Annotated in this window: 16 protein-coding genes and 3 pseudogenes; 12 read left to right on the top strand and 7 right to left on the bottom strand. The window is 44.3% G+C overall.

The features are described 5' to 3' along the window. Nucleotides 1–16: 16 nt before the first annotated feature. The 3 genes from AC6ESP_RS19175 to AC6ESP_RS19165 all read left to right on the top strand — a co-directional run bounded on the left by AC6ESP_RS19175 (nt 17) and on the right by AC6ESP_RS19165 (nt 4005). A complete protein-coding gene (locus tag AC6ESP_RS19175; protein WP_497098337.1) occupies nt 17–1363 on the top strand; it encodes an ABC transporter substrate-binding protein in 1347 nt (448 codons plus the stop codon). 69 nt (nt 1364–1432) lie between these two features. Further along, nucleotides 1433–3088 carry an MGH1-like glycoside hydrolase domain-containing protein gene (locus tag AC6ESP_RS19170; RefSeq protein WP_497098336.1) on the top strand — a complete coding sequence of 552 codons (1656 nt, stop codon included), beginning with the start codon at nt 1433–1435 and terminating at the stop codon, nt 3086–3088. Nucleotides 3089–3348: 260 nt separating this feature from the next. Next, on the top strand, nt 3349–4005 hold the full coding sequence (locus AC6ESP_RS19165; RefSeq protein WP_497098335.1) for a DJ-1/PfpI family protein: 657 nt from the start codon (nt 3349–3351) through the stop codon (nt 4003–4005). Nucleotides 4006–5056: 1051 nt separating this feature from the next. Here the strand turns inward: AC6ESP_RS19165 and AC6ESP_RS19160 are convergent. Next, a complete protein-coding gene (locus AC6ESP_RS19160) occupies nt 5057–5656 on the bottom strand; it encodes a TetR/AcrR family transcriptional regulator (RefSeq protein WP_497098334.1) in 600 nt (199 codons plus the stop codon). Nucleotides 5657–5862: 206 nt separating this feature from the next. On the opposite strand from AC6ESP_RS19160, the gene AC6ESP_RS19155 reads away from it, so the two are divergent. The 5 genes from AC6ESP_RS19155 to AC6ESP_RS19135 all read left to right on the top strand — a co-directional run bounded on the left by AC6ESP_RS19155 (nt 5863) and on the right by AC6ESP_RS19135 (nt 10919). Further along, nucleotides 5863–6864, top strand: a complete 1002-nt coding sequence (locus AC6ESP_RS19155; RefSeq protein WP_497098333.1) for an NADP-dependent oxidoreductase — start codon at nt 5863–5865, stop codon at nt 6862–6864. 13 nt (nt 6865–6877) lie between these two features. After that, nucleotides 6878–7888 carry an NADP-dependent oxidoreductase gene (locus AC6ESP_RS19150; RefSeq protein WP_497098332.1) on the top strand — a complete coding sequence of 337 codons (1011 nt, stop codon included), beginning with the start codon at nt 6878–6880 and terminating at the stop codon, nt 7886–7888. Continuing rightward, nucleotides 7885–8670 carry an SDR family oxidoreductase gene (locus AC6ESP_RS19145; protein WP_497098331.1) on the top strand — a complete coding sequence of 262 codons (786 nt, stop codon included), beginning with the start codon at nt 7885–7887 and terminating at the stop codon, nt 8668–8670. Before AC6ESP_RS19150 ends, AC6ESP_RS19145 begins: the two co-directional genes overlap by 4 nt. A 371-nt stretch (nt 8671–9041) precedes the next feature. After that, on the top strand, nt 9042–9740 hold the full coding sequence (locus tag AC6ESP_RS19140; protein WP_497098330.1) for an SDR family oxidoreductase: 699 nt from the start codon (nt 9042–9044) through the stop codon (nt 9738–9740). Nucleotides 9741–9839: 99 nt separating this feature from the next. Continuing rightward, on the top strand, nt 9840–10919 hold the full coding sequence (locus tag AC6ESP_RS19135; protein WP_497098329.1) for an alkene reductase: 1080 nt from the start codon (nt 9840–9842) through the stop codon (nt 10917–10919). Nucleotides 10920–11161: 242 nt separating this feature from the next. Here the strand turns inward: AC6ESP_RS19135 and AC6ESP_RS19130 are convergent. From AC6ESP_RS19130 to AC6ESP_RS19120, 3 genes and pseudogenes are all read right to left on the bottom strand, one after another. Continuing rightward, a pseudogene (locus tag AC6ESP_RS19130) lies at nt 11162–12004 on the bottom strand (IS3 family transposase); the annotation flags it as partial. After that, the gene (locus AC6ESP_RS19125) at nt 11998–12339 is read right to left on the bottom strand and encodes a transposase (protein WP_497098328.1); all 342 of its coding nucleotides are present in this window, start codon (nt 12337–12339) and stop codon (nt 11998–12000) included. The gene AC6ESP_RS19125 and the pseudogene AC6ESP_RS19130, both read right to left, overlap by 7 nt. Nucleotides 12340–12781: 442 nt before the next feature. Continuing rightward, nucleotides 12782–13448, bottom strand: a pseudogene (locus AC6ESP_RS19120) (transposase); the annotation flags it as partial. Here AC6ESP_RS19120 and AC6ESP_RS19115 point away from each other — a divergent pair. The 4 genes and pseudogenes from AC6ESP_RS19115 to AC6ESP_RS19100 form a co-directional block, all read left to right on the top strand. Further along, a pseudogene (locus tag AC6ESP_RS19115) lies at nt 13447–14412 on the top strand (IS110 family RNA-guided transposase); the annotation flags it as partial. The pseudogenes AC6ESP_RS19120 and AC6ESP_RS19115 sit on opposite strands and share 2 nt — an antisense overlap. 551 nt (nt 14413–14963) lie before the next feature. Beyond that, nucleotides 14964–15386: a hypothetical protein gene (locus AC6ESP_RS19110; protein WP_497098327.1), complete on the top strand. Its 423-nt coding sequence runs from the start codon at nt 14964–14966 to the stop codon at nt 15384–15386. Nucleotides 15387–15863: 477 nt separating this feature from the next. After that, a complete protein-coding gene (locus AC6ESP_RS19105) occupies nt 15864–16190 on the top strand; it encodes a transposase (RefSeq protein ID WP_497098326.1) in 327 nt (108 codons plus the stop codon). Next, entirely contained in the window at nt 16190–17119 is a 930-nt protein-coding gene (locus AC6ESP_RS19100) for an IS3 family transposase (RefSeq protein ID WP_497098325.1), read from the top strand. Before AC6ESP_RS19105 ends, AC6ESP_RS19100 begins: the two co-directional genes overlap by 1 nt. 48 nt (nt 17120–17167) lie before the next feature. On the opposite strand, the gene AC6ESP_RS19095 is transcribed toward AC6ESP_RS19100, so the two are convergent. The 3 genes from AC6ESP_RS19095 to AC6ESP_RS19085 all read right to left on the bottom strand — a co-directional run bounded on the left by AC6ESP_RS19095 (nt 17168) and on the right by AC6ESP_RS19085 (nt 18340). Next, complete coding sequence (locus AC6ESP_RS19095; protein ID WP_497098324.1) at nt 17168–17734, bottom strand: LysR substrate-binding domain-containing protein; 567 nt, start codon at nt 17732–17734, stop codon at nt 17168–17170. Then, on the bottom strand, nt 17735–17974 hold the full coding sequence (locus AC6ESP_RS19090) for a hypothetical protein (RefSeq protein ID WP_497098323.1): 240 nt from the start codon (nt 17972–17974) through the stop codon (nt 17735–17737). Nucleotides 17975–18130: 156 nt separating this feature from the next. Next, nucleotides 18131–18340, bottom strand: coding sequence for a hypothetical protein (locus tag AC6ESP_RS19085; protein ID WP_497098322.1), 210 nt, complete (start codon nt 18338–18340; stop codon nt 18131–18133). Nucleotides 18341–18352 lie beyond the last annotated feature (12 nt).

Here is an 18352-nt window from a genome sequence, read left to right as displayed (position 1 = left end):
CAGGAGGTTGGTCAGAATGAAGAGAAAGAGCTTATGGATCGGCATATTGGCTTTAATGATGGTTGCACTTAGCGCTTGTTCGGGCGGAACCGGAAGTCCGGCTGCTTCGAACTCCGACAATACGAAGAATGAGGGGACAGGGAATTCTTCTGGAAACGACGAGCAGGTCGAGCTTCGCGTCATGTGGTGGGGGGATCAGAAGCGGGCGGACATTACGAACCAAGCGCTTAAGCTGTTCGAAGATAAGTATCCGAATATTAAGATCGTTGGCGAATTCTCTCCTTCTACCGGCTATTTCGACAAGTTAAATACGCAGTTGGCCTCGGGTACGGCTCCGGACATTTTCTTCCTCGGCGGCAACGTTGTGGATTATGCCATTAAAGATGTGCTGCTGGACTTGACGCCATACGTTGGACAAGAGCTGGATTTATCGGATATGGATCAGACGATGGTGCAATACGGCACACTGAACGATAAGCTCGTCCATATCTCTGCAGGGGCGAACGCACGCGGTGTTATCGTGAACAAATCGATGTTCGAGCGAGCCGGCATACCTGTTCCACAGGACGGCTGGAATTGGGAGGAATATGCGGCAATCAGCAAGCAAATTTCCGACAAGCTCGGCAAAGGCTTCTACGGAACATACAATCTCACGGTCGATGGCATGGATATTGGACTGAAGCAATCCGGCAAGCAGCTTTACGATATGGCTAACAGTACGTTAGGCTTCGAAGAGGCGGATGCGCTTAAGTGGTTCCAGTATTGGAATGCAACGTCGAAAGCCGGCGGCGTCGTTCCCGCAGAGCTGCAAGTGTCTAATCCGCCAGGGGATACGAGCAAATCATTGATCATTACGGGCAAAGTCGCGATGAGCCTCATTCCTTCCAACCAATTCGCCGCACATCAAAGCTTGACACAGGATGAGCTCATTATGGTGCAACTGCCGCGCGGCGACAAAGGCACCGGCGTCGTGTTCGAGTCCAGCCAAGGCTTGTCGGGTTATTCGAAGACCAAACATCCGAAAGAGGTTGCGCAGCTCATGAGCTTCTTCATTAACGATTCGGAAGTGGCGAAGATTCTTCGCAGCGACCGCGGCGTGCCCGTAACTGCAGCCAACCGTACCTTGCTCGAGGGTGAAGCTAGCGATGCCGACAAAATCGTCTATGACTATACGAACCGCGTATCCAAAGCAACGGAAACCGAGCCGTTCGCTGTCAGCTACAATCCGCCGGGGAACACGGAGTATTCGAAGCTCGCAGAATCGACCATGTACGAAATCGGTTTCGGCCGCAAGAGCGTAGAGGAAGCGGTCAAGTCGTTCTATAGCGGTACAGTTAAGATTTTCAACAACAATCAGGAATAAATGAATAACGGGCTGTCCTAGCGGCAGCTCGTTTCGCTATGGATACGTTACGTAAAGGAGACGATAAGCATGAATGAATCAATGTTGCTGGACAAATTAAGGAGCTTGTCTACCGATGATCGTGTCGGCGAGTTGAAGAAGGAGTCCGACGGCAGCATTATGGCGGAATGGAAGCGGGCAGGGGTGAAATTCGCGGCTTCGCAAGGCCGGTTCGAGCAGGTATATTATTCTGCGCTGCGTTCGTTGCTCGATTGCATCGTACCAACAGGAGGAGGGGAGCCGATCCTGCATGAAGGCGGCATTTACCTCGGCTGTTGGCTGGAGAGCACCGGCACGATTAACGCCGAGCTACTCTCCAGGTTCATCCCGTCGGTATCCAAGGAGACGTATCTGTCTTTTGCCAGGCATCAACGGGAGGATGGGATGTTTCCCTATAAGATAACGGAGCATGGTCCGTCCTATAGGCAAATCCAGCTTGTATCGCCGCTCGCGCGATCTGTATGGAACCATTACTCGCTGCACGGCAGGGACAAGTCATTTCTGAAGACGATGTATGAGGCTATGAGCCGATATGACGAATGGCTTATGAAATATCGCGATACATCCGGTACCGGCTGTGTGGAGGCATTCAGCGCGTTCGATACCGGGCATGATCTGTCTCCAAGATTCTGGCATGTACCGGACACGCCTCATCTTGGCGATGCGACGCAGGTCAATCCAGACTCGCCGATCTTGCCGTTTCTTGCGCCTGATCTTACCGCCAACGTCTACTGCCAAAGGCTGTATTTGGCGCGGATGGCTGAGGAGCTGGGGGAGTCGGGCGATGAATGGAGAGCGAAGGCGGAGCAATCGCTTGATAGCTTGTACCGGTATTGCTTCGATGAAACGGACCATTTCTTCTACGATCGAGACCAGAATGGACAATTCGTGCGGGTACAATCCGATGTGCTGCTGCGCGTCATGGCGTGCGAGGTAGGCCACCGGACGTTTTTTGACTCGATGCTGCGCCGTTATTTGCTCAATACGCGCAAGTTTTTCGCTAAATATCCGTTTACTTCGCTGGCGATGGACGATCCTCGGTTTGATCCTTTCTCCAGCTATAACAGTTGGGCGGGACCGTCCAATTTCCTAAGTCTGATTCGCGCACCGCATGCATTCGAACATCATGGTCGCCACGTCGAGCTGACTTGGGTAATGCAGTCGATCTTGTCAGCCGCAACCGGGTTTACCCGTTTCGCGCAAGCCGTTAGTCCGTGGACGGGGGAAGAAGGCTTCACCGAAGCGTATTCGCCTTCGATTCTATGCGTACTCGATTATGTGGAGCGGCTGTGCGGCATCATGCCGCGTCCATCCGGAGAGCTGTGGTTTACCGGTCTTCGTCCTTATGCGATGGATCACGGCGTAGAGCCAACGGGAAGTACCGCATACGGCAGAACAGTGGATGAGAACGTATTCGAGCTTCTTAATGGAGAGGGCGAATCGATTATTTACCGGAACGGCGAGCGCTGGATTGCATTCCCGAGCGGTATTCGCGTCATCACCGATCGAAGCGGCAATCTGCTTGGTCTAGTCGGCATGAGTCCGAGAAAGGTCGAAGGGACGATCGAATGGAGCGGTTCGGAGATCCCGTTCAGCGCTGCCGGTAATGAACAAGTGTTTCTCGCAGGAAACCAGTTCAGTGCGGAAAAGCCTGGAATCGGCATCGTTCCGCCTTCTTACAGCTAAATTGCAAAGGGGAGCTTATGAAGACGCAGGAAAGTAAGGACATTCAAATACGCGATCCGTTTGTGCTCATCCCGAGCATTAGTATTAATAACTTTTGTATAGAAAAATGAAAATTGATCGCTGACGAATGGTCGAAGGCGATACCGTTCATGACCAGAACGCCGAGCAGTGTTTTCACAATATCGACATACCCATACCCCGTATAGGTATGTTATAGTTTGTTTGTAAGAATAGAATCCTACTCCAAAGGAGAGATTATCTTGAAAATCGCAATCATGCTTTTCGATGGAATCACAGCATTAGATGCAATTGGTCCATACGATGTATTTGCTGCTACACTGAAATGTGAAGTGAAGTTTGTCGCTAAGAAAAAAGGGTTAATCAAACTGGACTCAAATATGGGTTATTTGCATGCCGATTACAGTTTTTCTGAAGTTACTTCAGCTGATATTCTCGTTGTTCCAGGTTGCAGTCCGCCAAATTATAAAACGCCAATGAATGACGAAGAAACGTTAAATTGGATTCGCCAAATACATGAAACTACGAAATGGACCACGTCGGTTTGTAACGGCTCTCTGATTTTGAGCGCCGCAGGCTTGTTAAATGGAACATTAGCCACCAGTCATTGGGGATCCTTCGACCTGCTTGAATCTCTTGGAACAATTCCAACAGATGAAAGAGTGGTTCGTCAGGGCAAAATCGTTACAGCAGCCGGTGTATCATCTGGTATCGATATGGCACTTCAATTAATAGCATGGGATTTGGGAGAAGATATGAGTAAAGGAGTCCAGCTGATTTTGGAATACGATCCTCAGCCTCCGTTTGACACGGGTTCCCCAAAGAAAGCGCCTGCTTTATTGGTAGAACAAATAAGAGGGATGTTACAAGAGTTTGCAAAACGGGAGCCCAATTTATAAATCACAAATAATTCAGCATATTCTCATTAGTGTTATTTTGGTAGGTTGAGGTAGGTATAAGGTATGTGAGCAAGACCTTAACGTGGCTTACACGTTCAATATTGTTAGTACGTGGTAGCGGAAATATCCAAAGAGGAAGTAGGGGCGAATTGCTCCTTCTTCATTTATAAATCGGGATCATACGTTAAATACTTAGCGGGGTGAAAACTGGTTACTTTAATGTTCAGATCCTCTTAACGGTATAAATCTGCGTTTTGCTGGCGGTACCCCGAGATCCACCGATAAGGCAGGTGTCACAGGCTGTGGAAACGACGTTCTGCATGGAAAAGAGATTGTCGGACGACAAGAACATATATACAACTGAAGTCGCATAATATGCGGCTTTTTTATTTATTGTATTTGAGCAAGACAAGAACTTCTATACAATCCCCTGAACCAAAAAAAGAACACGAGTTATTACGCTAACTGGCAGTTTAACGCAACATAGATTCGATCCAAGAATATGTACCGATTGCTGATGAAGAAATATCGAGAACTTCACTGGGCACAAAAGAGAACGACGGTTGAAGAGGTTGTCTTAGATGGGAAGGAGGGAATCGAAGTGCGATCAGATCGTGGTACTAACTAACCTGCGCCTTGTCGAATACACCCCATCTGTGCAGCCGCCTACGAATCCTTTACAACAGGAACGGCCATCAGAACAAATGTGTATTTATTTCTGATTTGGCACGTTAAGCTCAACGAGAAGTCTTTCAAATACGGAAAGCGCTGGAGTGTTTCAGGCAGACCAGCAAAACATTTACTCAATGGGTTAATGAATAAATTAAATACTAGAAAAAACAAAACAGCCATTGAAGTACAAATCAATAACTGATTCCATTAAATATAATAAGTTATAAAAAAGCTGAGTCCAGGTAAGGTATGGACTCAGCTTTTTCACTTATTGCCGATGAAGGAACTTCGAGTACTTGATGACCTATAATCAGCAGTTGTGATCCCCGTATTCCGCTTCCCATTGCCACAGTGTTGAAAAGCCAACTAGAAGAATGATTCAAAGCCCATGTTTGATTAAACTCCAGATGCGTTCGAACCTGTCTTGGTAGTCTGGTAAATTCCAGGATTCTTTGAAGGATGGGAGGCTAAACACCGCAAACGCAGATAAGATCGCCTCTGCCCGTTCTAGATTCGGATCGTGATAGTCCATGAATCCGTCAATAATTTGGTAGGAATCCCATAGTACGTCGCGTAATACCTGTGGATTGCTATCAACGTATTGTGTATTCAAGGCGAACATCTGTGGATTCTCGTTATACGCGCGTTTTTTTGCGTTAGCAAATGCCCAGAGCCAATCGTGGAGCAAGTCCTGTGCATTGATCAAATTATTCATATCTAATTTAATTTGTTCTGAAATCATCCGGTTGAACCAGCTCTTAGACACGGCTGCCCAGAGCTCTTGCTTATTTTTAAAGTGTTTATAAAGCGCTGCATGGGTGATATTTAATTCATCCGCAATTTGTGAGAGCGTCACTTCGGATTTATTAGTGCGTTCAATTAACGCTTCTGCTGTTTCAATAATGACTTCTTGTGTGATTTTAGCCATGAAATTTGGCAGGTGACTATAGGGATTTTCAAGCAAATCATTTGCCTTCAAGCACCCGCGTAACACCGTGCTGCCAACCCTTCTTTCTGATAAAAATTCTTTAATATCTGCTTGTACATTTACCTATATGTTAACACAAAGACGGACGAGTAACAATTGTTGACTTTTGTAACCTTCGGCATTATGCTTGTTATGTAAGTTACAAAATCAAACAAATGTTACTTATTTTTTATTCAGTGCATAGGAGGTCATTAATTATGAAAGCAGCACAGATTACCAAATATTCAAAAAAGTTCATAGTAGAAATTAATGATATTCCAGTCCCAGAAATAAATGATAACGAAGTCTTGGTAAAGGTGAAAGCGGCGGCGGTTAATCATTTAGAATTACTCATCGGTACTGGGAGCGTGAAGCTGATTCAGGATTATGAGTTCCCTTTGATACTCGGAAACGAACTGACGGGTGTTATTGAGAAAGTCGGAAAGAAGGTTCAGGGGTTCAACGTTGGCGATGCCATTTATTCACGCCTACCATTACAAAAAATTGGTGCTTTTGCGGAATATGCGGCAATTAATGTGGATGCTATCGGACATTTACCCTCTAATCTTGATTTTGTAACTGGGGCTGCTGCACCATTAACCGGTTTGACTGCCTATCAAGGTTTGCATGAAGAATTAGCAGCCAAATCTGGCGAAACTGTGTTTATCCCCGGAGGTTCTGGGTCATTTGGCCAAATGGCCATTCCTATTGCCAGAAGCATGGGGCTCGAGGTCATCGTCAGTGGAAATCCGCAAGCGCGTGAACGGACTATGGCGGCTGGAGCAGACCGATACATTGATTACACGACTGAGAACTATTGGGAACAACTTAGTGATGTTGATTATGTGATTGATACCTTGGGACCAAGCGAATTTAATCATGAACTTTCAATTATTAAAGCAGGAGGTCGCCTTCTTTCTCTGCGAACCGGTCCTAACAAACGGTTTGCCCAAAATCTAGGCTTGTCAGGTTGGAAACAAAAGCTCTTCACCATTGCTGGGGCTAAGTATGATTACAAAGCGAAGAAAAAGAATATTCAATATCATTTCATTTTTGTTCGCAGTGATGGTGAACAATTAAAGAAAATCACCAAAATTATTGAAGATAACGGGATTGTACCAACGGTGGACCCGACAGAATTCCACATTGAAGATATTAATGAAGCACTGAAGCTTGTTGCTACAGGTCATCCTAAAGGAAAAGTCATTATCCGATTTTAAGGAGAGCCCCCAAATGAAGGCTGCACAAATTTCTAGATATTCCAAAATACTGGAAGTGAAAATCAACTCAGTCGATGTTCCATCAATCACATCAACTCAGGTTCTGATCAAGACTAAGGCAGCCGGTGTTGATCCACACCTTGTCTTGGCGATTACAGGAAAAGTTAAGTTGTTTGATCATTACAACTTTCCATTGACTCTAGGCAACGAGTTGGCTGGAGTTGTGGTTGAAGTCGGCAGCGGTGTCCAAAATTTTAAGATAGGTGATCTCGTGTACACCATGCCACCGCTAGATACAATGGGAGCGTTTGCTGAATATGTCGCAGTAAATTCTTCGTTTGTGGCTAAGATGCCAGCTAATCTTTCCTTTAAAGAAGCAGCGGCCGTGCCATTGTCTGCTTTGACGATCATCCAGGCACTAGATATTTCAGGTGCTCAGCAAGGCAATAAATTATTTATTTCTGGAGGTACGGGGGGCTTTGGTCAGATTGCAATTCCTTACGCGAAGTCACAAGGACTGTTTGTGACCGTTAGTGGTAGTGGACCAGCGCGAGCTTTGGCCAATCGACTCGGGGCAGACGAGTTTATCGACTATGAAACGCAGGACTATACTGACATACTGAGAGGCTATGATTATGTTATTGATACCCGGGGCGCCAGTGAAATTAGTAAACAAATTAAGATACTGAAGCCCGGTGGCAAATTATTGTCGTTAAAAGCTGGTCCCAATGCCCGTTTCGCTAATCGAAGCGCGGACTTGTCAACGGCGAAGAAGATTCTTTTCAGTTTACTGGGATCGCCTTTTGATGGGCTTGCAAAATGGCATAAGAAAAGTTATGACTTCATATACGTTCAACCAAGTGGCCAGCAATTAGCAGCTTTCACACAGTATCTTGAAAAAGAAAAATGTAAGCCGGTGATTGATTCTGAGTACCCCTTTGATCAAGTGAATGACGCAATTACTAAGATTGCAACGGGCCATAGTCAAGGGAAAGTCATATTGAAAGTAGATGATGAAGAATGAAATTGAAAAATAGAACGATATTGGTGACAGGCGGCACGTCTGGAATTGGCTTTGCTTTTGCCAAACGTTTTCTTGAGATGGGAAATACAGTGATCATCACGGGGCGCTCACAAAAACGCATTGATCAAGCAGTAAAGAACAATCCCGGGCTCGTTGGGATGGTAGCTGATGTTAGTGATCCTATAAGCGTTGAGCATCTTGCCAAAGAACTAGCTAAACACTATCCAAAACTGGATATTGTTTTTAATAATGCTGGTATTATACACGAGTTTGACTTATTTGATGAAAGTATTACCTACGAGTATCTTACTGCAGAAATCAACACAAACTTGATTGGTACAATATATGTGACCAAGGCTTTGTTGCCACTGCTAGCCAAACAAAGAGAGGCAATGATTGTTAACGTTACCTCACTACTTGCTAATATTACAGTTGCCAACGCACCGACTTATTCTGCAACGAAGGCTGGCATACACATGTTCAGTGATGCATTACGTGAGCAAATCCGTTACAAAGGAAAAAATATTCATGTGATGGAGCTTTGTCCACCAGTTATTTCTGAAACCAATCTCACGGACACTTATGATGAAGGATTTCCGAATAAATTAATCTCTTTACCTCTAACAAAGCTTGTTAATATTGGTATTAAAGGGATGTTGGGAAATAAACTGCGCGTGAACGCAGGTTTTACCAAAGCTATGCGCTTTTCAATGAAGTTTGCCCCGGATTTTATCACGCATACTTGGGGTCAGATGATTCTTAAGCAAGTTAATACGAAGTAAGCTAAGCTTATATCTCTTACGGATTGCCAAGAATTACTTGAACTTTAGATCGTTTCATTGCTTATGATAATAACTGGATTAGCATTATAGTTTTTCATTCTTTACTGATCGTTCTCAATATGTTATATTGAGTATGGGAGGTCATAAGTGAACATCATTCTTTATATATTTTTAGAATGTTCGTTCTAGTATGGTGAGTTAACAAAGATCTCTTCATGAATTAAACATTCTTATACTCGCTATAGAACGATCGTTTCAGTATTTGTGGATTTCCCTCCGCCTAATATTTTTAGGAATTCATAATTTCGTATTTTTAAGAGGAAAAACATTCATTGTTGTACCCAACCACATAATAGAAGGAGCAACCTAAAATGAAAATTTCTGAACAAATCGCTTTTGTCACCGGTGCGAACAGAGGCCTTGGCCGAGAGCTCACGCTTGAACTTCTATCCAGAGGGGCTAAGGTTTATGCTGGAGCAAGAAATCCAGAGAGCATTGATATTCCCGGTGTAATACCTGTCAAGCTTGATATTACGAACTCTCAAGATGTAGCTTTAGCCGCTACGATTGCTAAGGATACTACACTTTTAATCAACAATGCAGGATCCTCTACAGGTGCTTCCTTACTTGACGGTGAACTTGACCAAATCCAATTGGAGTTTAACACGCATTTCTTTGGCACACTTTCCATGGTTCGCACTTTTGCACCGATCCTAGCAAACAATGGCGGAGGCTCGATTCTTAATATTCTGTCTGTATTATCATGGTTTAGCTCGGGAACTGTTGGCGCTTATTCGGCTGCAAAGGCAGCAGAGTGGGCATTGACGAACGATCTACGTTTAAATCTATATCCTCAAAATGTGCGAGTAGCTGGATTGCATGTGGGTTATATGGAGACAGATATGACATCGGGATTAGAAGTTCCCAAGTCCAACCCTACGGACATCGCAAAAATTGCTATCGATGGTATAGAATCCGACAGCTTTGAAATTGTTGCGGACGATGCGAGCCGTTATATCCAAAGTATTCTTGCCGGTGGAGTACCTGCGATATATTCACATCTATCCTAATATAAACGGATAATAAAGTAATTCGTCCAAAATATCTACCAATCGGCAACAACAAACACCACACAACTGGTAACGAATTTTAAAGAGGAGTGTTAAGAAATGGAAAAATTATGGAGTAAAACAAAAATTGGGAATTTGGAATTACCTCATCGTTTGGCAATGGCACCAATGACACGTAGTAGATCGAATGAGGATGGTACACCTGGAGAATTAACAGCCCTTTACTATGCTCAACGAGCGTCAATGGGACTCCTTATTACAGAAGGTACACAGCCTTCTGATGATGGTCAAGGGTACTTATGGTCACCTGGAATATATACGGATAAGCATATTGAAGGATGGAAAAAGGTTACCAATGCGGTGCATGAAGCAGGTGGATATGTGTATATCCAATTAATGCATGCCGGTCGTATGTCGCACCCAGACAATACCCCACATCATCGTCAACCTGTTGCGCCATCTGCAATAGCACCAGGTGTACAAATATTTACTGCTAAAGGTATGCAGGATATCCCCGTTCCGCGTGAGTTAAGTATCGAGGATATTCAAACGACCATTGCCGATTTCCGAAAAGCAGCTGCTGCGGCTATAAAAGCAGGCGCGGATGGCGTTGAAATTCATGGGGCCAATGGTTATTTGATTAATCAATTTATCGGAGAAAATTCGAATACACGTACGGATGAATATGGGGGATCTATAGAAAATCGAACTCGCTTCGCAATTGAAGTAACGAAAGCCATCGTAGAAGAAATTGGAGCAGAAAGAACAGGGTTCCGGATCTCACCAGGGACACCTCTTGGTGGGATACAAGATGGTGAACAAGGTCCTGAACTTTATCGTTATCTTGCAAAAGAATTAGTTCAGTTGGATTTAGCTTACCTCCATATCATGCATCTTGGAAACGAAGAACTGCTCCAAGACATTCGTTCAATCTGGAAGAATCCTTTGTTAGTTAATCGTGCTGGACGAGCTCTAGAAGATTTAAGTATCGATCTTGATAATGGACTGGCTGAGATGGTTCCCGTCGGTGTATGGTCATTAGCTAATCCGGATTTAGTTGAACGACTTAAATTAGGAGCTCCATTGAATGAAGCAGATCCTTCAACATTCTTCGGCATCGGAAGCAAGGGGTATACTGATTATCCTACGTTGAAAGAATTGGAATCGCAGAAGGGCTAGGGATAGGCTGAAATAAAAAATCAATGTTATACAGACATTAATATTATCTATTGAACAGTAATGCTTAAAAATGGGGTACAACTAAAAATGCTATCGGCAATCGGCACACATTCTTGGCCTCAGTTGGGAATCGGTATATATTCTTGACAATTAGTTTTGACAAGAATATGTACCGATAAAATAAAAAAACCGCGATTAACGCGGTATGGTCATACCCCTGTCAAGTAGACAGTATAAAAAAGCTATGCTGCCAGCGCGTGCCGAAACTCAATCGGGGCGCGCTGTTTGAGTTTTGCTTGAAATCTCTGGTAATTGTAAAAGTAGATATATTCCTCAACCGCTTGATGTATCTCCGCTTCTGAATTACACTGTTGAAGATACAACTTCTCCGTTTTGAGATGCGAAAAGAAGGATTCGATGCACGCGTTATCTAGGCAGGTTGCTTTGCGAGAGTGGCTGCCCTTGACGTTAAATGCTTCTAATCGTGTGTTGTACGCTTGAGACGTGTACTGGAAGCCCTGATCTGAATGGAGCACGGCTTCCGAGACGTCTCTTTTGCGTGTCCACTGCTCAATCGTATCCAGTACTAGATTGACATCGTTTCGCGCAGATAATTTCCAAGCCACAATCTCATTATTGAACAGATCCTGTATGACTGACAGGTAATGAAATCGTGTGCCATCTGAGATATAGGTAATATCTGTAACCAGCTTTTGCTGTGGCCCTACGGCATGAAATTCACGTTTCAAACGGTTAGGATATAGGATAGATGCTGTATAACTGGAACGTTTTCTTTTCTTTCGAATGACCGACTGGATGGATAACTCTTTCATGATACGCCATACCTTTTTGTGATTGACACGGTACCCTGCCTCTCGCAAGGCAATGATCATTCGAGGATAGTCAAAATAGGGATGTGCCAAATGAATGGCCATCATATGTTCCTTTATCTCCTGATCTCGCGCATGCAATTCGGTCCTCACAGACCTAGTGGTTCGCCACTTGTAGTAACTGGCTCTAGGTATCCCTGCAATAGCTAACAGAAGGGTGACGCCATGTAAGTCGCGTAGGTCTTCAATTACTTCGTAGTTGTCTTGCTGACTGAGATGTTCTCCTTTACCAGATTTGGATAACGCTTTTTTAAGTAATCCACCTGTGCTTTTAGATAGTCTCGTTCTTCTTCAATAGAGACAAAAGTCGTACGGGGACGCCCTTTTATTGGGCTAGATGTGCCCTTGCGTGTATCGAAAGCCACTCTTTCCTTGTTCTTCCTCACCCACATTTTGAGTTGGGTGCAGTTCCGAATCCCTAGCCTATCTGCCACCACTTTGTAGCTGCCTGATCCCTCAAGATAATCCTTCACCGCTGCCATCTTGAAATCTTCCGTGTATTGTTGAAATACCTGCCCTTTTTTAGCCATAAAAAATCCCCTCCAAGTTCACTCTTTTTCCTCATGATAGCATAAGGTTTTTTTTGAGTGTCTACTTGTAGGGGATAATACCAGTAATTAATCGGCTCATATTCTTGTCATCCGATAGATCCTGATCTCAGCTTTGTTCAAGGGTGCGAATTATTCAAAGCCAGACGATTTACATGTAAATTCATGGGGTACGAATATGGATGGGAGCATACTAGCGCTTAGGGGACTAATTTTGTAAATCAGTTAGAATAACAAGTGTTTGTTAATCTTCAGAGATAGAGACACGATGGACGATTGTCTCCCGGTTCGTGTCGGAAGACAAGCACATATATACAACTGAAGTCGCATAATAGAGAGCCCTGCAAAATCCTCGATTTCAAGGAAATAAGTACTCTGAGTTGGTAAAAGTAATTGAAAAACAAAAAGAGCAGCTCGTTCCTCGTTAGAGGATGGGCTGCTCTTGCTCGATTAGCCTAACCATTCGTTTCACATTTACAACAAATGCGGTGAGATAGGCCTGTATTCGCATACGAAATAGACCTCGGTATTTGGCTGTAGCCATTCCGTGGAATCTCTTCATCTCTGCGTTCTTATGCTCAATGATCGGCCTGCGCTTAATCCGTTCTTTGAACGTATCGCTTAGTTCGAACTCGATTTGCTCTTTGAAGTGCTCTGCAATGATTCGAATGGAATAGGTTTTGCTCTTAGATTCCGGTTTGTAGCAGCCATCCCGCAATGGACATGCTTTGCATTTCTCTACGTCAAAATAGAATACAAGCGAGCGGCTTTTTACTGCCTTGAATCGCTTTGCGAGTGCTGTGCTCGCCTGCGGGGCAGACCACAAAATGAGCGTCCTTGTTGTAGTCAAATCCCTCTTGACGCTGGCCTCCTGAGTGAACAACGGGATTTAGTGGAACCACAGGCTGGATCGTTTCTTTTTTCATGACTTCCAGATTGTCTTTGCCAGAGTATGCCGTGTCTGCAATGATTTCTTCGACTTCAATCCCGTTTGCCTTCGTTTGTACCAGCAGAGCAGGTAACTGTTTGCCATCATCGCTGGTTCCCGGTGTTACTTCGACAGCTGTGATGATTTCTTCTTCCGTCATAGCAAAAGAGCTGGATGACAATTCGCCTACGAAAAATGACATCAAGGATGCGAAAGTCATTGCACAACTGGTCAAAGACGGGAGATACGCCGTACCAAGCATTCCTCAAGGCATTTATGCAGAACTGAGGGAAGCGACGAAAATTCGCGAGCACCTGACGACTGACCTTTGTGTGGTCCAAGCACGAGTCCATAACTGGCTAGATCGGTACTTTCCAGAGTTTCTAAAGGTATTTAAGGATTGGGAATGCAAGTCTGCCATCCAAATGCTTAGCCTCTATTTACTGCCGCATGAGCTTGTCCATGTGTCGGATGAAACCTTGCTGCAGCACCTGAGGACAGTTGCAAAGCGAGGACTTGGTCTTGGTAGGATCAAGAATCTTAAGGAAGAAGCAAGCCGTTCAGTGGGTATAAGAGAAGGCTCAGAGTTAGCGAAAATGGAGCTTAAGCTCTTGCTTACCCAGTACGAATGGCTTCATAACAAACTCGAAGAGTTAGCAGCAAGATTGGATGAGTTACTCATACAAATTCCTCATGTGCAGCAATTGCTGGCGATTAAAGGGATTGGGAGAGACACGATCGCAGGGTTCCTTGCTGAAGTAGGTGACATTAGCCAGTACCGTCATCCCAAACAGATTACGAAGCTCGCTGGATTGAATTTGAAAACAAATTCATCTGGTACACATACAGGACAGACCAAGATAACGAAGAGAGGCAGAAAACGCCTTCGTGCCTTACTTTTTAGAGTAATGATGCCGTTAGTGGCTAAGAATGCAGCCTTTCGGACCTTGCACGAGTATTACACCAAACGGCCAGTAAATCCATTGAAAAAGATGCAATCCCTCATCGCGTTATGTAATAAACTCATACGGATCCTGTTCGGCATACTGAAGAAGGGACATGAGTTTAGTGAAAAGAAGATGATCCAGGACATTCCTCGATACGGAGAATTACCTCAAGCAGCTTAACTGTACGTTATTCGAGTTGATGACCTAAACCAAAGTTAGATAACAAGAAGCACGGATGAGTCGGAACAGAACTAACATACGGACGAAGATCCTGTCCGGCAGCATATCTGACCTCCACCTCATGGATAGGTTGAATGAAGGAATGTGGGAGCGTAGACTCTGTGAGATGTGGGAGGGTTAAGCACCATGAGCTTATGTGGAGATCCAAAGGCGCAACCATACTTTACCTAAGTTTCCATTTTAACAGATAGTGGTTTGGGTAGGTGAGTTTTGCGCCAAAACCAGTCCCATAAATTTCTTCGTCTATAACTTCCATCCATTTGATAGTTATCTACTAAGAAGAACTACTTGGTCAAAATCTAAGAAAACGTGAGTATTTAAGAGGAAAGTGATTCTTCATAGAGGAAGTTTAGCGAAGTATCCGTCGATATGACAAACAACCAATATTTGGATAAGGTAGAGGCAGGCACTACAACGGGCAGGATCTTCAGAACAGTCTTCGCGCCTATCCGTGCCAAAGAGTCTCAGCCCATAGATTTAGAGCCGTCAGATTGGGTGAAGTACACGAAACCGATACGAGAATATATGTACTACCGCACGCAAGCCGCCCTGCATCAAGATATGAACCGACTGTGGGAGCGGTACCCCTGCTGCAGACGAAGATTGACCGCATTAAGGGGATCAATGTGGAGCAGTTTGAGCTGGAATCCTTGGCGGGGACTGACTACCTCGATGCTAATTTCGATATCGAAAGCAACGATTGGATTAAAGTAGAGACCATCAGTGAGCATGAAGTGATGGTGCTTGTTCACGGGAAAATGACATATGTGGCAACGGATTTCGAGGAAGCTGGTTGGGAGTTCCTAATGGAAGTCTATTTGACCTATCAGGATAATCAATGGACGGTTGTGAAGACGGATGAATACACACTTCCGGAGTACAAGGAATGGGTGAAGGAAAAGCAGAAGCAGTAAAGCGGTGAAACCGATCCATTCATTTCGCTAATGGGTACCTATAGCTCGATCACGACAAGACGGCAGCCGGCCAGACGATCGGCTGCCGTCTTCTCAACGGGAGATTAGTTTAATTCACTCCGAGAATACTTCAATTAACGATAACTTTATACTCGATCTTCGAGCTATTCCAACACATAGTGAAATAGAATATCGAAAAGTACTAGATTGCTATAAAGAGAGATAAATCGATGTGAAACACCGTTGCTGTTGATTCTAACTTTAACAAACAGACTTCGAGTGAGAATATGTTTGCTAAAGGAAGATACCTTCCATTTTCCACCAACAAAGGTTGAACTTATTATTTGGGCATCTTAAAGAGAGATATAAAGTGTCTGACACTGTTGGATGACAAGAATATCTATTTAGCCCCTATTTAGACTTGGACAGTACACCCCTTACTTAGATACAATGAAATCAAGCGGAGGGGAACGAGATATGAAGAAGAAACAGTACGACTTAAACTTCAAGAAAATGGTTGTAGCCAAGGGGAAAGAGATTGGCAATATGACGGCGGTAGCGCGTCAACATGAACTCGACCCTAAGATGGTTCTCAGGTGGGCCAGAGATTTTAACCGTAAGGATCTGGATCAGTTAGACGGGAACAGTGTCAAGCAATCCAAGTTTATTCCTACCGCAGAAGACTATGCACAATTAGAGAAAGAGAATGAAAAACTGAAGAAGCTCTTTGCGGAGCAAGCCTTAGAGAGGGACATTCTCAAAGACCTACTAAAAAAAACGAACCCGCACTTGCGGTTAAAATAGTGATTGCCCAGAAATATATCGGACAAGGTCATAACATCAGCTTGGTGCTGCGCGTATTGGAGGTCGAACGATCCTCGTATTATGCACATATAAGCAGAGATCAGCAAGAAGCAAAAACCATCCATAGGGTCGGTCGCCCCGCACCTGGTTATTCTTATAGACAAGACGGCGAGCCCGTTAGCGATGAACAGATTTGTGAATGGATCACTGAATTCCTGGCAGGAGAAGGCGCAGCGTACGGTTATCGTAAGCTTGCGGTGCTTCTTAGAAGACGTTATACGCTGAAGATCAACAAGAAGAAAGTATACCGACTGTGCAAGCTCATGGAAGTGCTTCGTCCACAGCGCAAAATCAACATAAAGTATCCCAAGCGACTGGCAAATAATCGCCTAATAACCGGCTCAAATCAGTTGTGGGAGGTTGATATTAAATATGGATGGATCCATGGTGAGCAGCGATTCTTCTTCCTTATGAGCATTATTGACGTGTTTGATCGTGCCATAGTCGCCTATCATATTGGACTGACCTGTGAAGCCAAACATCTCGTTCAGATCACGCAGGATGCGCTCATGAAGCGCCAGCTCTTTAATCAAACAGATAAGCCTGTCATACGTTCCGATAACGGCCCACAGTTTATCAGCCATCGATTTGAAGAGGCATGTACGGAGTTTGTCATGATCCACGAACGTATTCCGCCTAAAACACCAAATAAAAACGCTCATATTGAATCCTATCATGCCATCATAGAACTTGAGTGCTATCGTCGCCATGAATTTGAGTCCTATCCACAGGCCTATGAGATCGTTAGTCAGTTTATTCAAGATTACAACCGCATTCGTCTGCATGGCAGCATCTACGACTTCTCTCCATACGAATATATGAAGGCGCTTAAGGATGGGACTGTGAAACCCAAGCAAGTTAAAGTCTAGCGCGGTTCAATTTGAAGAAAATGGAAGCAATTTAAAGCAATTCTTTGATCAATGTCGAATAAGAGGTGCAGTGTCCACAATAAGGGTGTTTAACCGATATGAGCCTCCTGCACTGACACAAGCAATGATCGTTACAAGATTTCCAAATTCCATTAATTTCACAGGTAACAATTCTTCTTCTTGAAACAAAGTGTTAAGCTTCGTGCGGTATGAACATCCTTTAGGGAAAACTAGCATCATATGATTTTGTATATCATGGATTGACTGAATTAAAGGATGTTTTGGTGATGTTACAAGAACAACCTTCTCTTCTATAACTTTGTCTTGCGTTAGATCAGGGTGTTCAATAGGGCCGGAAACAAAAGCTCCATGCAATTTATAATGAAGGACTCCATGAAGTAGCTTTTCTGTGGGACCTGTAATTAAAGAAAAATCTACATTCGGATATTTTAAATGATATTGTGTGAAAACTGAAGGGAGCCGGACAGCTGCCGTTATTTCCATGGAACCGATAGCCAGAGGACCAGAAGGAATGGAACTGCTTCCTACTGCGGCTCTAGCTCCGTTGAGCGTATTTAAAATCTTCTCGGCATATGTTACTAGAACTTGAGCCACTTAAAGCTTACAGTTCTTTGTCCCTCGTTTAAGAAACACGCCAAGTGCAATCCCCATTGCTGCAGCACTTGATGGGGCAAGTAACGGGACTATCACATCCCCTATTTGAAGAACCTGGAGAAGATGGGTTTGAACGAATTGGAGTGAAGTTTGGGTGCGGCTTGGTTCCATCAGTTTCCTACTTGTTTTCGGAGAAACCAAGTTATCTTTCGTGCCGTCAACATCTTGGTTCTTAATCATTATAGAGGCAAATGCACTTCTGTAGCTTTCTCTTTTTTCCTGTGTTGGGTTCTGCCAAAACTGTTCTCTTGCAGCCCATCGGTAATGGAGTCCCTTATGCCACAATGGTTCCTGCATTCATCTGCGTAGCCACTAATATCCGTTTGATATACATACTTACATCCGTAATGGCATCCGCAGTAAATCGGTGTCCGCTACATGGTTCCCGGCAGTGATATAGGCCGTCTGGCGGGTGTCCCAATGGTAAGTTGTCGGTACGGTCTCTTCGGACAGAAACAAACTGATGCTGACCATACTGAGCTGGTCGACCTCCAGGTCAACCAGATCGCTTAGAATAGTTGCTCCACAGGAATCACTGTGGAGCAATTCCTGCTGAAA

This window comes from Paenibacillus xinjiangensis (assembly GCF_059686975.1).
Note: the sequence above shows the minus strand (reverse complement) of the source record. Positions and strands in the feature narration are given on the sequence as shown.